At 39.9% G+C, this 18,288-nt stretch carries 20 protein-coding genes and 1 tRNA gene; 11 read left to right on the forward strand and 10 right to left on the reverse strand.

Annotation, left to right across the window (positions count from 1 at the left end):
- Positions 1-190: 190 nt before the first annotated feature.
- From PLZ15_05865 to PLZ15_05875, 3 genes are all read left to right on the forward strand, one after another.
- Positions 191-2,413 carry a TonB-dependent receptor gene (locus PLZ15_05865; protein ID HOI29273.1) on the forward strand — a complete coding sequence of 741 codons (2,223 nt, stop codon included), beginning with the start codon at positions 191-193 and terminating at the stop codon, positions 2,411-2,413.
- Entirely contained in the window at positions 2,410-3,384 is a 975-nt protein-coding gene (locus PLZ15_05870) for a DUF4249 family protein (protein ID HOI29274.1), read from the forward strand. The genes PLZ15_05865 and PLZ15_05870 overlap by 4 nt, the downstream gene beginning before the upstream one ends.
- A 64-nt stretch (positions 3,385-3,448) precedes the next feature.
- Positions 3,449-4,048 (forward strand): septal ring lytic transglycosylase RlpA family protein, encoded by a 600-nt coding sequence (locus PLZ15_05875; GenBank protein HOI29275.1) that lies wholly within the window; start codon positions 3,449-3,451, stop codon positions 4,046-4,048.
- A 25-nt stretch (positions 4,049-4,073) separates the two neighbouring features.
- Here the strand turns inward: PLZ15_05875 and PLZ15_05880 are convergent, their stop codons facing one another.
- Positions 4,074-4,862 (reverse strand): hypothetical protein, encoded by a 789-nt coding sequence (locus tag PLZ15_05880; protein ID HOI29276.1) that lies wholly within the window; start codon positions 4,860-4,862, stop codon positions 4,074-4,076.
- A gap of 131 nt (positions 4,863-4,993) precedes the next feature.
- Here PLZ15_05880 and PLZ15_05885 point away from each other — a divergent pair, with 131 nt between their 5' ends.
- The 4 genes from PLZ15_05885 to PLZ15_05900 are packed head-to-tail and all read left to right on the forward strand — an operon-like array spanning position 4,994 to position 6,710.
- Positions 4,994-5,650, forward strand: a complete 657-nt coding sequence (locus tag PLZ15_05885; protein ID HOI29277.1) for a thioredoxin family protein — start codon at positions 4,994-4,996, stop codon at positions 5,648-5,650.
- Positions 5,647-5,862, forward strand: a complete 216-nt coding sequence (locus tag PLZ15_05890) for a DUF6132 family protein (GenBank protein HOI29278.1) — start codon at positions 5,647-5,649, stop codon at positions 5,860-5,862. The genes PLZ15_05885 and PLZ15_05890 overlap by 4 nt, the downstream gene beginning before the upstream one ends.
- Positions 5,837-6,064 carry a DUF1858 domain-containing protein gene (locus tag PLZ15_05895; protein ID HOI29279.1) on the forward strand — a complete coding sequence of 76 codons (228 nt, stop codon included), beginning with the start codon at positions 5,837-5,839 and terminating at the stop codon, positions 6,062-6,064. The genes PLZ15_05890 and PLZ15_05895 overlap by 26 nt, the downstream gene beginning before the upstream one ends.
- A 52-nt stretch (positions 6,065-6,116) precedes the next feature.
- On the forward strand, positions 6,117-6,710 hold the full coding sequence (locus PLZ15_05900) for a TlpA disulfide reductase family protein (GenBank protein HOI29280.1): 594 nt from the start codon (positions 6,117-6,119) through the stop codon (positions 6,708-6,710).
- A 64-nt stretch (positions 6,711-6,774) separates the two neighbouring features.
- Here the strand turns inward: PLZ15_05900 and PLZ15_05905 are convergent, their stop codons facing one another.
- The 5 genes from PLZ15_05905 to PLZ15_05925 all read right to left on the reverse strand — a co-directional run bounded on the left by PLZ15_05905 (position 6,775) and on the right by PLZ15_05925 (position 11,320).
- Positions 6,775-7,131, reverse strand: a complete 357-nt coding sequence (locus PLZ15_05905; protein ID HOI29281.1) for a DUF971 domain-containing protein — start codon at positions 7,129-7,131, stop codon at positions 6,775-6,777.
- Positions 7,132-7,279: 148 nt separating this feature from the next.
- Positions 7,280-9,523, reverse strand: coding sequence for a TonB-dependent receptor (locus PLZ15_05910; GenBank protein ID HOI29282.1), 2,244 nt, complete (start codon positions 9,521-9,523; stop codon positions 7,280-7,282).
- 29 nt (positions 9,524-9,552) lie between these two features.
- Positions 9,553-9,897, reverse strand: coding sequence for a hypothetical protein (locus PLZ15_05915; protein ID HOI29283.1), 345 nt, complete (start codon positions 9,895-9,897; stop codon positions 9,553-9,555).
- An 88-nt stretch (positions 9,898-9,985) separates the two neighbouring features.
- Positions 9,986-10,366, reverse strand: a complete 381-nt coding sequence (locus PLZ15_05920; protein HOI29284.1) for a hypothetical protein — start codon at positions 10,364-10,366, stop codon at positions 9,986-9,988.
- Between the two features lie 84 nt (positions 10,367-10,450).
- On the reverse strand, positions 10,451-11,320 hold the full coding sequence (locus PLZ15_05925) for a prohibitin family protein (GenBank protein ID HOI29285.1): 870 nt from the start codon (positions 11,318-11,320) through the stop codon (positions 10,451-10,453).
- Between the two features lie 120 nt (positions 11,321-11,440).
- Here PLZ15_05925 and ggt point away from each other — a divergent pair, with 120 nt between their 5' ends.
- Positions 11,441-13,132, forward strand: coding sequence for a gamma-glutamyltransferase (gene ggt, locus PLZ15_05930; GenBank protein ID HOI29286.1), 1,692 nt, complete (start codon positions 11,441-11,443; stop codon positions 13,130-13,132).
- 46 nt (positions 13,133-13,178) lie between these two features.
- Here the strand turns inward: ggt and PLZ15_05935 are convergent, their stop codons facing one another.
- From PLZ15_05935 to PLZ15_05945, 3 genes are read right to left on the reverse strand one after another with little or no spacing between them, the layout of a single operon-like run.
- Positions 13,179-13,862 (reverse strand): hypothetical protein, encoded by a 684-nt coding sequence (locus tag PLZ15_05935; GenBank protein ID HOI29287.1) that lies wholly within the window; start codon positions 13,860-13,862, stop codon positions 13,179-13,181.
- Positions 13,863-13,872: 10 nt separating this feature from the next.
- On the reverse strand, positions 13,873-14,166 hold the full coding sequence (locus tag PLZ15_05940) for a hypothetical protein (protein HOI29288.1): 294 nt from the start codon (positions 14,164-14,166) through the stop codon (positions 13,873-13,875).
- An 11-nt stretch (positions 14,167-14,177) separates the two neighbouring features.
- The gene (locus PLZ15_05945) at positions 14,178-15,125 is read right to left on the reverse strand and encodes a sodium-dependent bicarbonate transport family permease (protein ID HOI29289.1); all 948 of its coding nucleotides are present in this window, start codon (positions 15,123-15,125) and stop codon (positions 14,178-14,180) included.
- Between the two features lie 164 nt (positions 15,126-15,289).
- On the opposite strand from PLZ15_05945, the gene PLZ15_05950 reads away from it, so the two are divergent.
- From PLZ15_05950 to PLZ15_05960, 3 genes are all read left to right on the forward strand, one after another.
- A tRNA-Lys gene (locus PLZ15_05950) sits at positions 15,290-15,362 on the forward strand.
- Between the two features lie 721 nt (positions 15,363-16,083).
- Positions 16,084-16,434, forward strand: coding sequence for a hypothetical protein (locus PLZ15_05955; GenBank protein ID HOI29290.1), 351 nt, complete (start codon positions 16,084-16,086; stop codon positions 16,432-16,434).
- Between the two features lie 329 nt (positions 16,435-16,763).
- Positions 16,764-17,261: a hypothetical protein gene (locus PLZ15_05960; protein ID HOI29291.1), complete on the forward strand. Its 498-nt coding sequence runs from the start codon at positions 16,764-16,766 to the stop codon at positions 17,259-17,261.
- A 309-nt stretch (positions 17,262-17,570) separates the two neighbouring features.
- Here PLZ15_05960 and PLZ15_05965 read toward each other — a convergent pair whose 3' ends face one another.
- Complete coding sequence (locus tag PLZ15_05965) at positions 17,571-18,236, reverse strand: hypothetical protein (protein ID HOI29292.1); 666 nt, start codon at positions 18,234-18,236, stop codon at positions 17,571-17,573.
- Positions 18,237-18,288: the final 52 nt, after the last annotated feature.

Genomic DNA, 18,288 nt, shown 5'->3' on the forward strand with positions numbered 1-18,288 from the left:
AGAAGGGGCCGGGGAGAGAATTCGCTACAGCGAAACATTTGAAAAATTGCCCGCAAAAGGTAACAAATTTTTCCCATTGGAAAAAACAGTGCAATTGTAGAATTTACAATGAGAATATTTACTTAATAGAAAAGGTTTTCTTTCAAATCAATACTTGTTTAATTTTGTCCGTTACATAAAAGAAATTTCTATGAAAAAAACAGTTATAATCTTACTACTTATTTTCGTTCCGGTTCTACACGCACAGTATAGAGGAATTCTGCGTGGATTTGTTGCCGACTCCACTAGCGGTGAAGTGTTGCCGTATGCAAATATCTATATTCCGGAAATAAACAGGGGCGCCTCTACCGACCACAGAGGATTCTTTATAATGGCATCTATTCCGCATGATCAGATTCTTACGGTTAAAATTTCCTATATAGGATATCAGCCTAAGGAAATTCTGATAAGAGCCGAACCCTACGGAGTAACTGATGTAAAGGTATTGCTTCAACCCGCAAGCATTCAGCTTCAGACAATAGAAAAGATTGGTGAGCGCGTCGCTAAGGAAAATGCGACCGATCTAAGTCTTCAGAAACTTGCAATCAGGGATATTGAGACTCTTCCCAAAGGAGTTGAGCTCGATATTTTCAGGGCGCTTCAGAATCTGCCCGGAGTTCAGACTGCAGGCGACGTATCTGCAAGATTTTATGTGCGCGGAAGTTCAAGTAACCAGAACCTTGTTCTGCTGGATAACGTACCGATTTACAATCCTTTTCACGCTCTCGGAATTTTCAGTGCTATCGATCCCGATATGGTCAGTACTGTTGAATTTTACAAGGGAGGATTTCCGGCAGAATATAGTTCGAGGCTTTCGTCGGTACTTAAAGTTGTAACCCGCGACGGAAACAGAAATAATATAAGCGCCAAGGGAAGTCTGAGCCTTTTAACAGCAAAAGGATTGATAGAAGGCCCCATACCAAACGGATCGTTTATTGCGAGCTTCAGGAAAAATTATTCCGACCAGATTCTTAAAAAATTCAGGAATAATAATACTATCCCGGCCGATTTCTATGATTTTTTTGCAAAGGTGAATTATTCTGACAATGAATTTCTTGAAGACTCGAAATTTACACTGAGCTTCTTTCACAGCAGCGATAAAGTTCTTAATGATAATGTAAAACGCGAGGACTTTAAGTGGTCGAATACAACACTTAATTTGAATTACTTCCAGATATCGGACTCACCCCTTCTTTATCAGGTTGAAGTTGGGATGAGTGAATTTAACGGTGAGAGAATTCCGAACGAGAGCGGAGCCAAGGGAGTTACCAATCGTATCTACGATGTTATAATGCGAATGGATTTCAGTTATGTATACGACAGCAAGGATGAATTAAGCGGCGGTTTCAAAATATCCGAAGTAAAAACCAAACTTCTGCTTGAGAATTTCCGCGGACAGATTAATAATGCCGGCTCAAACGGAACCAGCATCAGCGCATATCTGCGTTATAAGTTCCTTAGATATTCAAATTTCGGTACCGATTTCGGAACAAGGGTAAATGTTACGCGCCTAGCAGGTGGCGGACAGTCCTACTTTATGGAACCGCGTATGAGTTTAACGTACAGGTTTATTCCGGAACTTGCATTTAAATCATCCTGGGGAATTTTTATGCAGGACCTGGTAACCGTCTCGGATGAAAACGAGGTTGTAACTATTTTCGAGCCCTGGATTATTACACCGCTATATTTAAAACCCTCCAGCGCTATTCATTATATAAGCGGATTCGAATTTACACCCAATCCGTTTTTCTCAATTAATATCGAAGGTTACTATAAGATTCTTAAGAATATTTCGATTCTAAATGAGAATAAATATTTCCCGTTCGACAACGACCTGGTTGCCGGAAAAGGAGAAGCATACGGGCTTGAATTCCAGACCCGTTACATGAATACTCCGGTCAATCTCTCGGCCTCCTACTCACTGGCTTATGCATTCAAGGAAGTTGACGGGGTAAGATATTATCCACGTTACGATTCCCGTCATACTGTCAATTTATCTATGGAATACGATTTCGGAAAAGGATGGCTTGCAAGCGCAATGTGGACATATTCAAGCGGGATGCCGTTTACTCAAATCGCCGGATATTACGAAAGACTTACAATTGACGATCTTCAGTCGAGCGGTTCTTTTATCGACTCTTTTAATCCATTCATTCTTCTTTCGGAAAAAAATGTAGGAAGATTGCCGGATTATCACCGCCTGGATCTCAGTTTGTCCAAAAAGTTTCAGATAGGCGACATAAAACTATATCTTGATGTAAGTGCTTTAAATGTTTATAACAGAAAAAATCTATTTTATTTCAGAAGAGATACAGGTGAGCGGGTGGACATGCTTCCTTTCCTTCCAACCGCCACAGTTAAGGTTGAATTATGAAAAAACTATTAATTTTTCTAACCGGTATAGCGTCTATAATCTCCTTTATTTCGTGTGACGATGAAGTCAGTCCAAAAGCAGACTTTCAGGATCTATACGTGCTTAGCTGCGTAATCAGAACCGATACAAACTACCAGGCTGCTACTGTATCGCATTCTTATGATATTGAGGGATTCAATCCTCTCGAAAGTACTAATGACCCTTTCATAAGGGGAGCAAAGATAAAAGTATTTTACAATAATACAGTTTATAATTTCCGCGATACCGCAATTACCAGAAGCGGAGATTCGAGATTCAAAACTCCTATGAACATTTACTACCTTAAAGGGCTTCAGCCTCAATACAGCCTGCCGATCCGGATTGAAGCTGAAATGCCGGACGGGAGAATATTGAGTGCGGAAAGCGAGATTATTTCCGTATTATCGGTTTTTCTTACAACCACCACTACTACTATATCCTCTCAAACTTCAACGAGTAAAATTAATTTCAGCTGGGGTGAACTTCTTCTCGCACCCGGAAGCCGGGGTGTTTATTACGCTCCCGAACTGGTAATTCTATATACTCATGACAAAAACGGAGTGATTGAAAAAAAACAGAAGAAGGTTCCTCTTTATTATGCTAATCTTGAAACAGGAGAATTGCCGATCTATCCGCAAATTCAGTCGGGTATTAAAAACGCCGGATTTGAAATGGAGGCAATTAAAAAAGCGATTGTTGAAATAGCCGAAGGGGATCAGGATAAGAGCGGTTACAAAATTGAAAAAGCGCTTTTCCGGCTTCTGATAATGGATGCAGGCTTGGCAACTTATTATGCGATTCAGAAAACTTTTCTGGACGAGTTTTCTGTCCGGGTGAATCAGCCGGACGCTACTAATATAAGAGGCGGACTTGGGGTATTTGGAACATATACAATAAAACAGCTCGAGGTTCAACTCACTCCGGATTTTATAAAATCACTCGGCTACAATTAACGTGTTGAAAAAATCCTACTTTGGATTAATTCACGTGATACAGGTCATTCATTACGACAGCATAATGAAATATATTAAAGCGGCAGTAATTGCTGCCTTGTTCAGTAAGTCGGCTGGTACTTCGCTGTTCAAGTTGCGGCAAGTAGGGGAGCGGGAAACCGCTCCCTTTGCCATTTTAAAACAGTCCGGTATCAGGTTTATCAATTTTAAATTGTTCTGCGTCGTTCTTTTTTTTATTTCCTTCCTTTTCGGTTGTGCACCGGCTCCGCGGTTTACTACCCATAAAATTGAACCCCCCGATAGTACTAACAGACCGCTCGAAGATTTAAACAGATACGATGATTATCCCGTACTTGAATCAGTTGAGGGAATCGCATCCTTTTATGCCGATAAATATCACGGCAGAATAACTTATAACGGAGAAGTATATGATATGAACGGGATATCAGCAGCACACCAGACTTACCCTATGGAAACAATTATCCGGGTTACAAACCTTTCAAACGACAGAAGCGTTATACTTAGAATTAACGACAGAATGCCGTACTGGGAGGACAGGATAATCGACTTATCTCTCGGTACAGCCAAAGAACTCGATTTTATTGAAAAGGGATTAACCAGGGTAAGAATAGACGTTTTGAAATGGGGTGAGGGGAAAAAATAACCTCACCCCTTGAATCAAAAAAGATTTATCTGACGAATTTCCACCAGTAGAAATATTTGTTTTCCAATTCGTCGATAGAGGGCATCGGGAAAAACTTTAACTCATCGCAGCAGGCAAACCAGAAACCGTGACGTAGAAACTTATAAGAAATATCGCGCAAGATTCCTCCCAGGCTGATAGTCTTCGTAACCTTTTCGGGATGATCCTTCAGTTCTGAAATACAGTCGAAAAATCTTGAGGGATTTACAGCGGGAAGATCGATATGCGGAATATCATGATTCTTGTTGCTTTCCAGAAAATGATCTACATCGAAATCGATTTGTGTAAAAAGAATTTTCGGAGCTCCCTTTGCTTTCTGGGTTGTAATAATTTTTCCGAATTCCTTATGGTCAATGTTGGAAACAACCAGTGTGTCGAGCGGGCAGATTTCCTGGTAGATCCGGATCTTTCTCGGGTCGTGATAATGTGTGTCGGTTGAAGGCTCTAAAGGAAGAACTTTTCCATTGGTTGTTACAAGATAAAGTTTTTTTATAGCCGAAAGAGGAACGTGTTCAAGAACATTATATGAACTTATAAATTTTGTTTTCTTCGGCTCCCCGTTCGCATGCTCAACGGTTTCGGCCAGGTATTTGTCAATTTCAAAATAAGGGTCGCGGAAATTTATATCTATCTCGGCGAACATTACTTTCTGACTAAAATGTTTGGCACTTCCCGTCGTATAATGTTCCCCGAACTGTTCAGGCTCGAGCTGCGATGCAATCAATGCATTATTGGGAAAAACGGTCATATATAAGTGTTTTGTATTTCCAGCCATCAGGTGCTCCAGTATTTTCTTAATTATGGTTCAAAACTATCAAAAGGGTAATATAAGAGCAAGCAAACCGCCTGAATCTTTTAGCTCTTTAATTCATCAAACCATTGTAAAAATTAAAGATGGAGAAATAAATGTATCTTGATGAAAAAATCAGAGCCGAATTAGCAGCTCAGCTTTCGGTTCTTACAAAAAAAGTTCAAATTGTATTCTTTACGCAGGAAATCGAATGCCAGTACTGCAAGGAGACCAGAGCAATTCTGACCGAACTTTCTGAAGTGTCCGATAAGCTTCTTCTGGATGTAAAGAATTTTGTTGTTGATAAAGATGAAGCGTTGAAGTATGGCGTTGATAAAATTCCCGCCACCGTTCTGCTTGATGAAAACGGTAAAGACTATGGAATTAGATTTTACGGAATTCCGAGCGGTTACGAATTTGCGTCTCTCCTGGAGGATATTAAAATGCTCGGTACCGGTGAAACCGGATTTCCGCAGGATCTTGTTGATAGCATCAAACAAATTGAAAACGAAGTCCATATGCAGGTGTTTGTAACCCCGACATGTCCCTACTGTCCGCAGGCAGTTGTAACAGCCCATAAGTTCTCATATCTTAACGACAAAATAAAAGGGGATATGGTAGAGGCGACCGAATTTCCTCATCTGTCCAATAAATACAATGTTCGCGGTGTTCCCAGAACAGTTATTAACGAGAATACGTTTATTGAAGGTGCCGCACCGGAACAAATGGTTCTGGATAAAGTTAAAGAAGCATTAAAAAGTGTGACTGCATGAAACTGGATAAATATTTTATTGTTAAGAAAATACTGCCGGTTCTGGGAGGAGCGGTTTTAGGCTACGCTTATTATTTCTTTATTGGCTGCCATAGCGGAACCTGTCCCATTACAAGCAATCCTTTTATATCAACTTTCTACGGCGCATTAATTGCCGCAATACTTGTCTTACCATCAGGAAAGAAGAATGAGCAGCCGGAAGAAAATAAGTAAGGAAATTGAAATTGAGGAACTGGTAAACCTGATTCCCGAAGCGGTTTCTTATCTCATGGAGAACGGAATCCGCTGTTTAAGATGCGGCGAACCAATTTGGGGAAGTCTCGAGAATGCTGCAAAGGAGAAGGGATTTAATGATGAAGAGATAGAAAGATTTACCGGCGAATTGAACTTGATGTTATATAAAAAAGTTAATTAGTTTTAAATAGTTTATTGAGCTAATATTTTCAAACACTATTTCCGAGGAGAAAATGAATAATCCGAAACAAAAAATAGATGACAAAAAAGCCGGACTTACAAAAAAACAGAGAAGCTGGATTTACTCAGGTTTTTTTGTTGGTCTTATACTTCTTCTTTTCGTAGTTAACAATACAGGCAGCGAACCAGAACAGGGTCCATATCCCCCTAATTATCAGCCGGCCGGACAGTCCAAATCTGTTATAGCTCCCGATTTTACTCTGCCTACAAGCGATGGTAAAAAATTGAAACTCTCTGACTATAAAGGGAAGGTTGTTATTCTTGATTTCTGGGCAACCTGGTGCCCGCCCTGCCGTAAAGGCATTCCGGACCTCGTAGAGTTGAAGAAAAAGTACGGGTCTAAGGGCGTTGAAATAATCGGTATTTCGGTTGATCAGGAAACTAAACCGGACGTTGTTCCATTCATTAAAGATTATGGAATTAATTACCCGGTTGTTTACGGCAACACAAGTGTTTATCAGCAGTACGGTGGTATAAGGGCAATACCAACTTCATTTATTGTTGATAAAGAAGGGAAAATTGTCGCCAGCTACGAAGGCCTGATCTCCAAAGAAGCATACGAAGATCATATTAAAAAGTTATTGTGATTCGGAAGTGGTTAATCCCGGGGTACCTCCCGGGATTTTTTTTAGGCCTTACGTTTAAAACCCGTCAATCGTTATGATCGTGTTCAAAATCCTGATGAAGATTCTCTTTTACACTCAAATACTCGCCGAGGCGTTGAAGTAATTCCCAGGAATAAATCCCGTAGTTGTAGCCGTCTTTCCAGGTAATTTGAATTGCATAGCTCCCGACCGTTTCGATCTTTTCTATTTCATATCCTTCCGGTTTCGTTTTTTCTTTGGGCGGCGGGGCATAATGTTTCCAGAGAATTGTTTCGCCTTTATTGCCCGCGTCGGGGGATTCATCCCTCAAAAATCTTAACGGAAATTTGTGAACCTTCCCGTTATCCCAGATAATTTCCAGATGATCCTGTTTGTGAAGTTTTATTTTTGTAGGTGCCGCCACTTTATTCCCTATTACATTAATAACATTTAACTGAAAAAGATTAATTAGTTCTCATCAAAAATACAAAAGCCCTGTTAAATAATAATGCCGGATGAAAAACAAAAACTGTTTAACATCCGGCATAGAATATTGGATTTAGAAGATGCTTTTAGATTTTATACCTTAATCCCGCATAAATCATTCTACCGCTAATCGGCCCCCAAATTAATGAAGCGTCGAAATACTGACCGTCGGGATTTCCGGGATCGATTATTGGAGCGTTCTGACGGAAATCGAGAAGGTTTTCGCCACCGATGTAAAAATCGAATAGCGAACCGAACGATCTGGTTATCTGAGCATTCACTATAAAAAATGAAGGCGATGAAGATCTTCCCCTGAGGTTGACGGGATTTGCATCGGTTGAAGGAATTCTTTTACTTCCGAACCACTGAATAGTAAGATCGTACAGCATCTGCGCGTCTTCCATCGATTCCCTTGTTGTTGCATAACCGAGGTTAAGCAAGGCACGATGCTTTGCCGAAAATGGTTTCTCCTTCCAGGTGCTGTTGATTAATTGCTGTGCGTCTATAAACCTGTACGCGAGTCTGACATTTAAAAATTCATACGGTTCTATATTCAGCTCGGTTTGAAAACTTGTAGAATGAGCGCCGTTCTCAACCGAACTGAAGATTATTCTTCGCGGGTCTGTATCGATATCAGCTATATTAACTTTATCAAATGAAGTCCGGTAAAAATCGAATGATATGCTTGCGTCACGATATCCGTAAAGGAAATAGTAAGTTACATTCAGACCATAATTCCAGGCTGATTCTTGAGCCAGACCATAACCGAAATTATTGGACCTGATAATATTTTCTGTCCGCGCGCTTGCGAAGCTTGAAGCGTATTCGGTAAATATGTTTGAGCTTCTGTATCCTCGTCCGGCCACAGCACGTATCACCCAATCGGGATCGGGACTGTAACGGATATGAATTCGTGGCGTTAAGAAGTAACCGTATTCATTATGATTATCTGCACGTAAACCTGCGACTACAGAAAGCTCCTCGTTAGGCTTGTAAGTATATTCGAAGAATGCACCCGGTATTCTTTCAATCCGGTTGTAATTAACCGAATTGAATGATTCGTTAAATTGATCGTAGACGAAGCTGACGCCGGTTCTGAACGTGTTGAAATGATCCCACAATTCGGACTGGTATATAAAATTCAGGTAGAGATTTTTTTCTTTTCCCGAATATTCTCTTCTGCCGAACCGTGAGGAATTATCGTAACTGTTATAAGACCATTGAATTCCGAAACTCTTATGGTCGTCATCAGGAAAAACATAGCCGGTCTTTCCATAGATATTGAACAGTTTGTTTGAAGAGCCGAACCGGTAAGAGGGAGCCGTATTAAAATCGCGGTTTGTTGTACCGCCTTCTTTATCATCCCGGACGATCTGAAATCCGAGCTGACTCTCCCACCCCTGATAAGAGAGATATTGCCAACGCTGCATGATATTAAAGGTGTTGAATGTTGGCATATCCATAAAGAGATCAGAATTGATGTCTTTTCTGTGCTGTCTCGAACTTGCATGAAGAAGGGTCATGGACGAGAGGTTTTCGTTTACCTGAAAACGGTAATTGAAATTTCCCTCAAACCTCTGCTCGTTATCGCCGTAGAGATTTAAAAAACCGGGGTTGGATTCCAGTTCATTAAACGGTTTTTGCATATCTATATCAATCTGGCCGGTAATTGATTCGAAGCCGTTAGCAACCGATCCAATTCCCTTAGATACATTTATAGCGTTGATCCACGTTCCGGGAACAAAATTCAATCCCACGTTATTCATAAGACCCCTTATGTAAGGAAGATTCTCCATTGTGGTTTGAGTATATGTTCCTGCGAGTCCAAGCATTTCTATCTGACGCATACCAGTAATTGCATCCGTGAAGGATACGTCGATAGAAGGATTAGTCTCAAAGCTTTCTGCAAGAGTGCAGCATGCGGCCTTCTGCAATTCCTTCTTTGTCATTACAGTTGTGTTTTCAATTCCCTTATAATCCTGAAAAGAAGCACTCTGTTTTCCCACGATCTCAACATCATTCAATTCTTTTGAGTCCGGTTCAAGCACAACTTCAATACTTCTTTGATCTCCAACACCAACTTTCTCGGTCTTATAGCCTATAAAGCTTACTACAAGAGTGTCGGACTCTTTTGTTATTCCAATCTCAAAGGCACCATTGATATCTGTTGTAGTGCCTCTTGATGTATTCTGCCAGATAATATTTGCACCGATAAGCGGTTTAAGAATTCCTTTGTCGTCTTTCTCTTTTACAAAGCCGCTAAGCTTATTCTGCGCAATCAGGGACCCGGACAGAATCATCAGTACGAAAAATATTTTTAAAGTTTTCATTTTATTTCATCTATTAATTAAAAATAAGTTTAATGGGTAGCCGGATTATCTCTGTAGAGGCAGCATTTGGGAAGTGCTGCATACACATCATCCTTTGCTTTATACTTTTCTGTATCATGACCCACTTCGGCAATTTTTTTCTGTAACGAGTCTACTGTTGCCGGCGCTTCAAAAATTACCCTTAGCATTTTACTGTTCTTATTCCATTTTGCATACTTAACACCGTCAATCTTAACGGCTTTTTCAATTCTGGTTTTACACATATTGCAATTACCGAACACCTTAAATTCAGTCTCGGTTACTTTTTCTTCCTGAGCGGATATTGTTGAAACAGCGATCAACATTATAACTATTAATGATAAGAGCTTATTCATGATATTTCTCCTTAGTTTTAAAAATATAAGTTAAGGAAAGGATAGTCCTCTCCCGCATTCTTTGTTCAAGAAGTAATGGAGAAATATTTTAAATCAGGAAAGAGCAGTTTTGAAGGAATAAATCAGGCGGTCCTGAATCGCAAACAATTTGATCTGATGAAATATCGGTAACAGTTTTGTAACCGGATAAATCTTCTGAAGGGATTAAAGCAATAACGAATTGAAACGAGTTTGGTTCGAACTTCGCTTCAGATTTGTGAGAATCGGATAATTTAATAGTTGTTACATCATCAAGGCAGCATGAATCCATGCACGATGTCGGTTCGCATCCGCAGGGATCTTCATCGCCGTGAGTTCTTACAATGCTTACATCACTTACTTCACCGCCGCAGAAGTGGAGCGTTACGGTAAATCCGGTTGTAAGAAAAAAATAAATTACCGCAAATGATATTTGTATAATCTTTTTCACGGGACAAATATAATAAAAGCCCGGGTTTTGTTTAAAGTGAAAAAGTCCGCCCTCAAAAAGCGGACTTTTCGCAGTAAAAAAGCACTATTGATTGCCAAGAATTATTGGTAAACCATCTTTACCCGAACCGATGATAACCACTTTAGAATTTGGAGAGTTAGCGAGTTTTTCTGTTGCTTCAATTCCTTTCCACTGTAACAGCTGCTGGCTGATTCCTCTTGCAACAATATCCTGGAAGTCGGCAATACCTTTAGCTTCGATTCTTTTGCGGTCGGCTTCCTGTTTCTCACGCTCAAGAACGAATTGCATTCTCTGGCTCTCCTGTTCAGCTTTCAGCTTTTCTTCTATAGATGCTGTTAAACCGGCCGGCAGAGCAATCTGACGAAGAGGTGCCGCCTCTATCAGTATTCCCCTGGGCCCGACAAGTTTTTCAAGCTCGGCTTTTATTTCGTAGGCGAGCACTTCTCTTGAAGAAGTATAAAGGGCTTTGGCTTCATACTTTGCTGTTGTGCCGCGTACTACCGACCGGAACTGGGGTATTAGAATAATATCAGAATAATTTTCGCCGACAGTTTTGTAAATCTTGGAAGCATTATCAGGGTCCAGCGCATAAAGAAGACTTATTTCAAGCTGAACATTCTGACCTTCCTGGGAGGGTACATTCATTACTTCCTTTAATTCCTGCGTCTTAATGCTGAAATTGATAACACGGGCCATCGGATTAACAAAATTCACTCCTGCCTTCAGTGTGTTATCACTTACCATTCCCAGAAAATCAACCACTCCCACTGTTCCCGCAGGGACAACGGTGAAGATTTGTAGAATTGCAACTGCAATTCCTAATACAATTCCCGCTATTGAGATTCTGGCCTCCTGATACCGGCCGTATTTTCTCATGCTTTTGTAGACAAAAAAAGAAGCTACTGCGATAATTAATGCAATTATAAATAACATTTCTCCTCCTGATTATTTGTTAGTTCTCTGTCTAAGTTCCAAACATATTTATTTACAAAAATACTTTAGCTTTTCCTATCAATAAATTAATTTACGATTAAATTTTGACAGAGTATTAAAATGAAAAAAATATTGCCTTTTTTATTTCTTCTCGCAGCAGCACTTAATTTTGCACAGGACCGTATTACAGGAAAAGAATTTGCTACCAGATCCGAAGTTATTGCAAAGCGCGGAATGGCAGCAACCAGTCAGCCGCTTGCAACCCAGGCCGCTCTGGATATACTCAAGAAAGGGGGAAGCGCAATAGATGCTGCTATCGCCGCTAATGCATGTCTCGGATTGATGGAGCCGACAGGAAGCGGAATAGGAGGAGACCTGTTCGCAATTGTCTGGAGCGCAAAGGATCAGAAATTATACGGATTGAACGGTAGCGGACGCTCGCCATATTCACTCACGCTGGATTACTTTAAAAAAAATAATATTAAACGGATCCCTCCGCTTGGACCGCTCCCGGTTAGCGTGCCGGGCGCAGTAGATGCCTGGTTCGAACTGCAAAAAAAATTCGGAAAGCTTCCAATGACTGAAGTTCTTGCGCCAGCGATCAAATACGCGCGCGAGGGATTTCCGGTTTCGGAATTGATTTCTTATTACTGGCAGAGGAATGCCCAGTCGTTAAAAAGATTTCCGGGCTTCGAAGAAATTTTTATGAAGAACGGCCGCGGACCCGCAAAAGGGGAAGTCTGGACAAATCCCTATCTCGCCAATACATACGAGAGAATTGCCAAAGAAGGGAGAGATTATTTTTATAAAGGCGAGGTTGCAGAAGTTATAGATGCATATATGAAAGAAGTCGGTGGATTTTTATCCTATAAAGATATGGCGGATCATTCATCGGAGTGGGTTGAGCCTGTATCAACAAATTACCGCGGTTACGATGTCTGGGAATTACCGCCGAACGGCCAGGGAATAGCGGCACTTCAATTGCTGAACATTCTTGAAAAATATCCAATTAAGGATTTTGGCTTCGGTTCTAAAGAGCATATCCATTATTTTGTTGAAGCAAAGAAGCTCGCATTCGAAGACCGCGCGAAATTTTATGCCGATCCCGCGTTCAATAAAATTCCAACTAACGAATTAATATCGAAAGAGTATGCAGAGCAGAGAAGAAAACTTATTGACGATAAACGTGCTGCAAGAACTTTCGATGCCGGCAATCCCGCATTGAATGATGGTGATACAATTTACTTAACAGTTGCCGATGAAGATGGGAATATGATTTCACTTATTCAAAGCAACTACCGCGGGATGGGAAGCGGAATGACGCCGTATAAACTCGGATTCGTGCTGCAGGACAGAGGGGAAATGTTTATGCTCGAAGAAGGACATTTCAACACTTATGAGCCGCACAAGAGACCATTCCATACAATCATTCCTGCATTTGTAACTAAAGACGGAAAGCCCTTTCTCAGCTTCGGTGTAATGGGTGGAGCTACTCAACCTCAAGGTCACGTTCAGATCATTATGAACATTATAGATTTCGGGATGAATATTCAGGAAGCCGGGGACGCGCCCAGGATTCTCCATGAAGGTTCTTCTGAACCGACCGGCGAAAAGATGACTTCCGGCGGGGAGGTCTGCCTCGAATCAGCTTTTGATTATGAAGTGATCCGCGAGCTGATAAAAATGGGCCACAAGGTTCGTTACGACGTTGGCAACTACGGCGGCTACCAGGCGATTATGTTCGATCCGGTTAATAAAGTTTATTACGGTGCGTCGGAATCGAGAAAAGACGGGCAGGCCGCAGGTTATTAAATGCAATTAAGAATTGGGAATGGCAGATTGTTTTTCCTAATTCTTTTTATTCGGCAAGTTTGGTTTTGTAAATATCTACAATTACCAACGTCATTATAACCAGGATTAAAATATTCCAGATTATTACGCTTGTAATCCCGGGCCATTCCATGAGCCATCCGGTTCCCAATGTTGTAGCAGCAGCTCCCAGAATACTAACAACACCGTTAGCAATCAGAAGGTATCGTATTAATTTCCTGCGAATTCCTTTTCTAAATACGGGTGCGATAAGAATTGTCGCGGCACCTAAAAATCCGTAGCCGAACATTTCCAGAATCCATCCAACCGATTTTGGATTAGCCATAGTAAACAATGCCGCAAAAGTTGGGGATTTGTAAATCAATGCAGGAACCAGGGCAATCTGAAAAGCATAATTGAGTCCAACCATTGCCGCGTAAACCGAAGTAAAAATAATTGCCGCAGACCGGAGAATCTTCTGAAGTCCCGTGGATGCCAATCTGAATGATGCAGAAATAAATAATGTAAACCCGAGCATCAGAATAAAACCAAACATGTAAGGAATATTCTGAACAAAATGATAATTGGCAACAAATGTAATTTCCTCTCTCCATTCCGGCTGAGGTCTGATCTGTGCAATCAAAATTCCAACAGGGCCTGAAAGTACAATTCCCGTGATTGTAATAATGGCGGAGACTAGTAATAATTTCTGATTTGTTTTAAGCTCTTTCATTTTATCTCCATTAGAACTTTTCTGAGCGCAGAACATTTATATCGGTTGTGAATATAACCATCGCATAATTTGAATAATACTTTTTCTGACAGTGGTCCAGAATAGACTTTGCGGTCTCTTCTCCGCATATTACTTCTATCTGAATATTCTGGCTCTGTCCCCAATCTGCGCTCCTTGTGCCGTGTGCGCCGCTTCCGCGCGCTTCAACAATCGTATAACCCTTTGCGCCTAAGGATTTCAGGTCTTGTACGAGCATCGATTCCAGTATTGATTCGGTTATTATTGTAATTAATTTTTTCTGCATATCTCTTTCCTTTAATGAATCATAATAGACATCCAGTGATAAACCGGAATTCCGAAAATCAGATTGAACGGGAATGTAATCACGAGTGATGACGTAAGATAGAATGTAGGATTAGCTTCCGGAACCGCAATTCTCATTGCTGCAGGAGCGGCAATATAAGAAGCGCTCGCGGCAAGCGTTGCTAGAACAGTTGTCCCGCCAACCGAAAGGCCCGAATAATAACCGATTAATGTTCCAATCATTCCCGAAATCAGAGGCATAATGATTCCGAAGCCGATAAGAAACGAACCGGCACGCTTAAGATCCGATAGTCTTCTCGAGGCAACAAGCCCCATCTCCAGCAGGAAGAATGTTAAAGCTCCTTTAAACGGATCGAAAAAAACTATTTTAACCGGCTGAATTCCTGATGGGCCGAGAATATATCCGGCAATGAGCCCCGTAAGTAAAAGGTAGATACTCTTTCCGAAAATAACCTCGTGAACCAGTTTGCCGTAAGCTATTTGAGATTTGCCGGCTCTTAAACGCGCGATGAAAATTCCAACCGCGATTGCCGGTATTTCGAGCAATACGAGAAGGACTGTCGTGTACTCTTCATATAATACACCCAGGCGGTCGAGGTAGATCATTACAACTGCGAATGTAACGGCGCTTACAGATCCGTAATGAGCGGCAATGGCCGCTGAATCCGCACGGTTAAAATTCCCGATTCGCCGGAGTATTAAGTAAGCAACAACGGGAATGATCAATCCAATTGATATTGATCCTGCAGCCGGGAATAGCATTTTTACCAGATCCGTCTCTGCAAGTTGAACCCCTCCTTTTAAGCCGATCGATAATAGAAGATAGATACTTATTATCTCATAGATAGCTTCGGGAAGTTTAAGATCCGACTTTACTATGCCGGCAAGCAGACCGATTATAAAAAAAATTATTGCCGGGTCTCTGAGGTTTTCTATCATTAATTATTTGCCTGTAATTGTAAGGGGATCACATTTGAACAAATGCAGTCAAAAGTTAGTAATTCTCCGGAAAAAAAATCATAAATAAAAAAGAGTAGAATTAATTTTTTTTCCGGCTTAAAAAGCGGCTTTGCAGCATCGCGATTTTTCCGTATTTTTGCACCGCACTCATAGCTCAGCTGGTAGAGCATCTGACTCTTAATCAGCAGGTCGCCGGTTCGAATCCGGCTGAGTGCACAAATGACCCCGAAATCGCATTCTTTTCGGGGTCTTTTTTTGTGTAACAACTAAAATTTACCAGTTTTAGCCTATGTTTTAAGTTTTACTATTGCAAAACTATTGCACTGTTATTTGATAGAATGAAATTTATATGAGAACACTGAAAGAAGAGCTGAAGAAATTCCGACGACCGGCGAGGCAGGGAGGGCTGTAGAAATACAGCCTTTCACTATTGCAATTGTTAATAAACTTTTGTTTTTATTGGATTTTTAAAGGTAAGAAGCCGGGCTCACTCTATGCGGAAAACCGCAATACATAATATTTAACCAGTAACGCTAATTAATACTTTTAATAAAGTATTAATTGCATATCAAAATTCAACTGATTAATTTCTCTATGCCCTCAAATCAATATTGGATTAAGTCGTATGAGCTTAATACCTATACAGACCCCAGATCTTTCCCTGCAAACAAAATTAAATATTTATATATAGCACTATATCCCGTATTATAACTGTCATTTTAAAATAAAAGCAAATAAAGTTTGCGGGCTTGTCCGGCATTAGTTTGACGGAATAAACAACTTAATACAAGTTATCCCCTCGCGGGTTAACTAATAATTATTTACAATCAACCACAAAAAGTCAAAGGAGAATATTATGGGAGTAACCTATCAAGAAACTAGGGTAAGGCGAGTTATAATCGTTACCAACGAAGATTCTCAAGTTTGGAAAGAAATCTTGTCTCAATCTCGTACAGAGCAGGCATATAAGCATCTGGTTGTCCTCCCTCGAAATTCATTTCTTAGTGAGATTAATAAAGCCAAAAAGGTATACAAAGATTATCCAGACGCTGCTATACTTATCGATCCATGGGTAGCAAGGAGCAGTGATTTCGAAGAAGCCGGAACAATATTAATTGCTCCAAGCTCGAATTCAACTGCCGATGAGATTGAACAGATTGTGAGGAGGTGGAATGAAGCGGCGTGGATTAAAGGTGGTACCGGGAAATATGCGATAGACATACAACTCACATTAGATAAAGACTCAAAAGAACACCAAAGGTTCATGGAACGGAGTAAGAGTTCTTGAGTCACAAGAATGTGCGTGGAATCGTTTCGTTTCTTGACATAAGTTGTTCCCCTTTCGAATTGTTCGTCATTGATTATGAATGGCCTCGACTATGAACCAGCTTGCAAGATGTGGTTGCTTGTGCATAACCCGCTGCTGAACAATGACAGTCCCGCCGTTGGCGGGATAGACTGTTTTTCAGTGCAGCAATTTTGTAATTATAAAATTATGTTAAAAAAATATAGTTTTTCTTTTTGTGTAGTTAACAAAACCAATATAACTCAAGGCGTCTGTTATTGATCTTTAACAAAATATGCAGTTATCCACATAAAATTAATTTGGAGATATAAATGAACACAACAACTGTCACTCACCAGTGTACATTTTGTAAAAAGAATTTAGAACATAACCCTCATATTTTACATGCTACAACAGGAAAAATTGTTACCAGCCAAATCGACCAAATAAAAAGAGTAGATCCAACAACTGTTCAACAAACAATTACTACCCAGTATGCAGATACAAAAGACCATTCTTATGCATTGTGTAATAACTGTTGGACTAATGCAAGGATTCGCATATTGTTGCTTCTTTCTTCTCCATTAATTTTGTTGCTACTATTTTTAATAGGAAATTTTGCATTAAATATTCAGATTCTCACAACGGACATGGCAGCAATCATAATAATATCTCTAATGGTTCTTATATGGGTAATTGGTATACCGTACGCTCGCTCGCATGAACCATGGCATCGATTGAAGAAAATGGCTGTTCAAGAACGTGGTGGAGCTCCATTTGTTGTATTCTCAGGAAGTAAGGAGAATTCAACATTGATATTGCCAGTTTAATAATCCATTCCCAGTTTATACTTCTCAAAATCATCTGCGGCCGCAAAAGCACGCCAGCAAAAAGTCCTTACATACTGGCTTTACATAACACCTCATTATTTGCTTTACATACTTTCTATTTGTAGTTAATCATTCTATTTGTTATAAAACTAAAAAATTATATATCGCAAATAATGGGCATTATGTAAGCTTTTGCGGTTACATCATAATACACACATTTATAAGTTATTTCTCTAATTCAAAATTATTATTTCATGTGCCATTGTTATCGTAGATGAAATTATTCTGATTCGTTTATTCCCATTTTAATTAACGTATATTAAAAAATGAGAACCACTTATTCTTTCTCTTTGGTGTTATATAATCTCTTAAACTCTCTGCTATCGGATCAGCGTACTTTGAATAATATGAATGACTGTCATATGAAACACTTACTCTTCTCGTTTTATTATAATTTCCACATTTTACACAATTGAAATCAATTTCATAGTTAGATGCTTCTGCAGTACCGATTGCTCGTCTAATGTTATATCCAGGTTCTACCTCAATAACTGTAACAAAATTGCATATGTCACACTTTAAACAAGTAAATGCTTTGGTAGTATATGCCAGATCATCATTTATAAATCTTCCTACAAAATTAATCCACCCTTCTTCATTTGTAATCATTTTATTATCAGTTAAAATCCCTGCTTTTTCATTTTCAAGCGCTGAAATCAAATTCTTATACTTTTTCCTAAGCTTTTTATTACTCGCCCTTGTTTTTATTTTTTCTAATATTGCTCGATACTCATATTCAGAGACTAACCTATCTATCCCATGATTTAAGTGGCACTTTGGACAGATACTCGACATAACCGTTGTCCACATCTTAATCTGGTTGCCGCAATGCGTACACTCAGCATACGCAGATCCTGACTCCATCATTGAACGTAATTTATCCTTATCCCACTGACCGGTATACTTGGTTGGCATTTCATCCTCCGTATTATTCCATTTATTTTTTTGAAAATAATAGGAAAACAAG

It is taken from the genome of Melioribacteraceae bacterium (genome assembly GCA_035362835.1).
Lineage (GTDB): Bacteria > Bacteroidota > Ignavibacteria > Ignavibacteriales > Melioribacteraceae > DSXH01.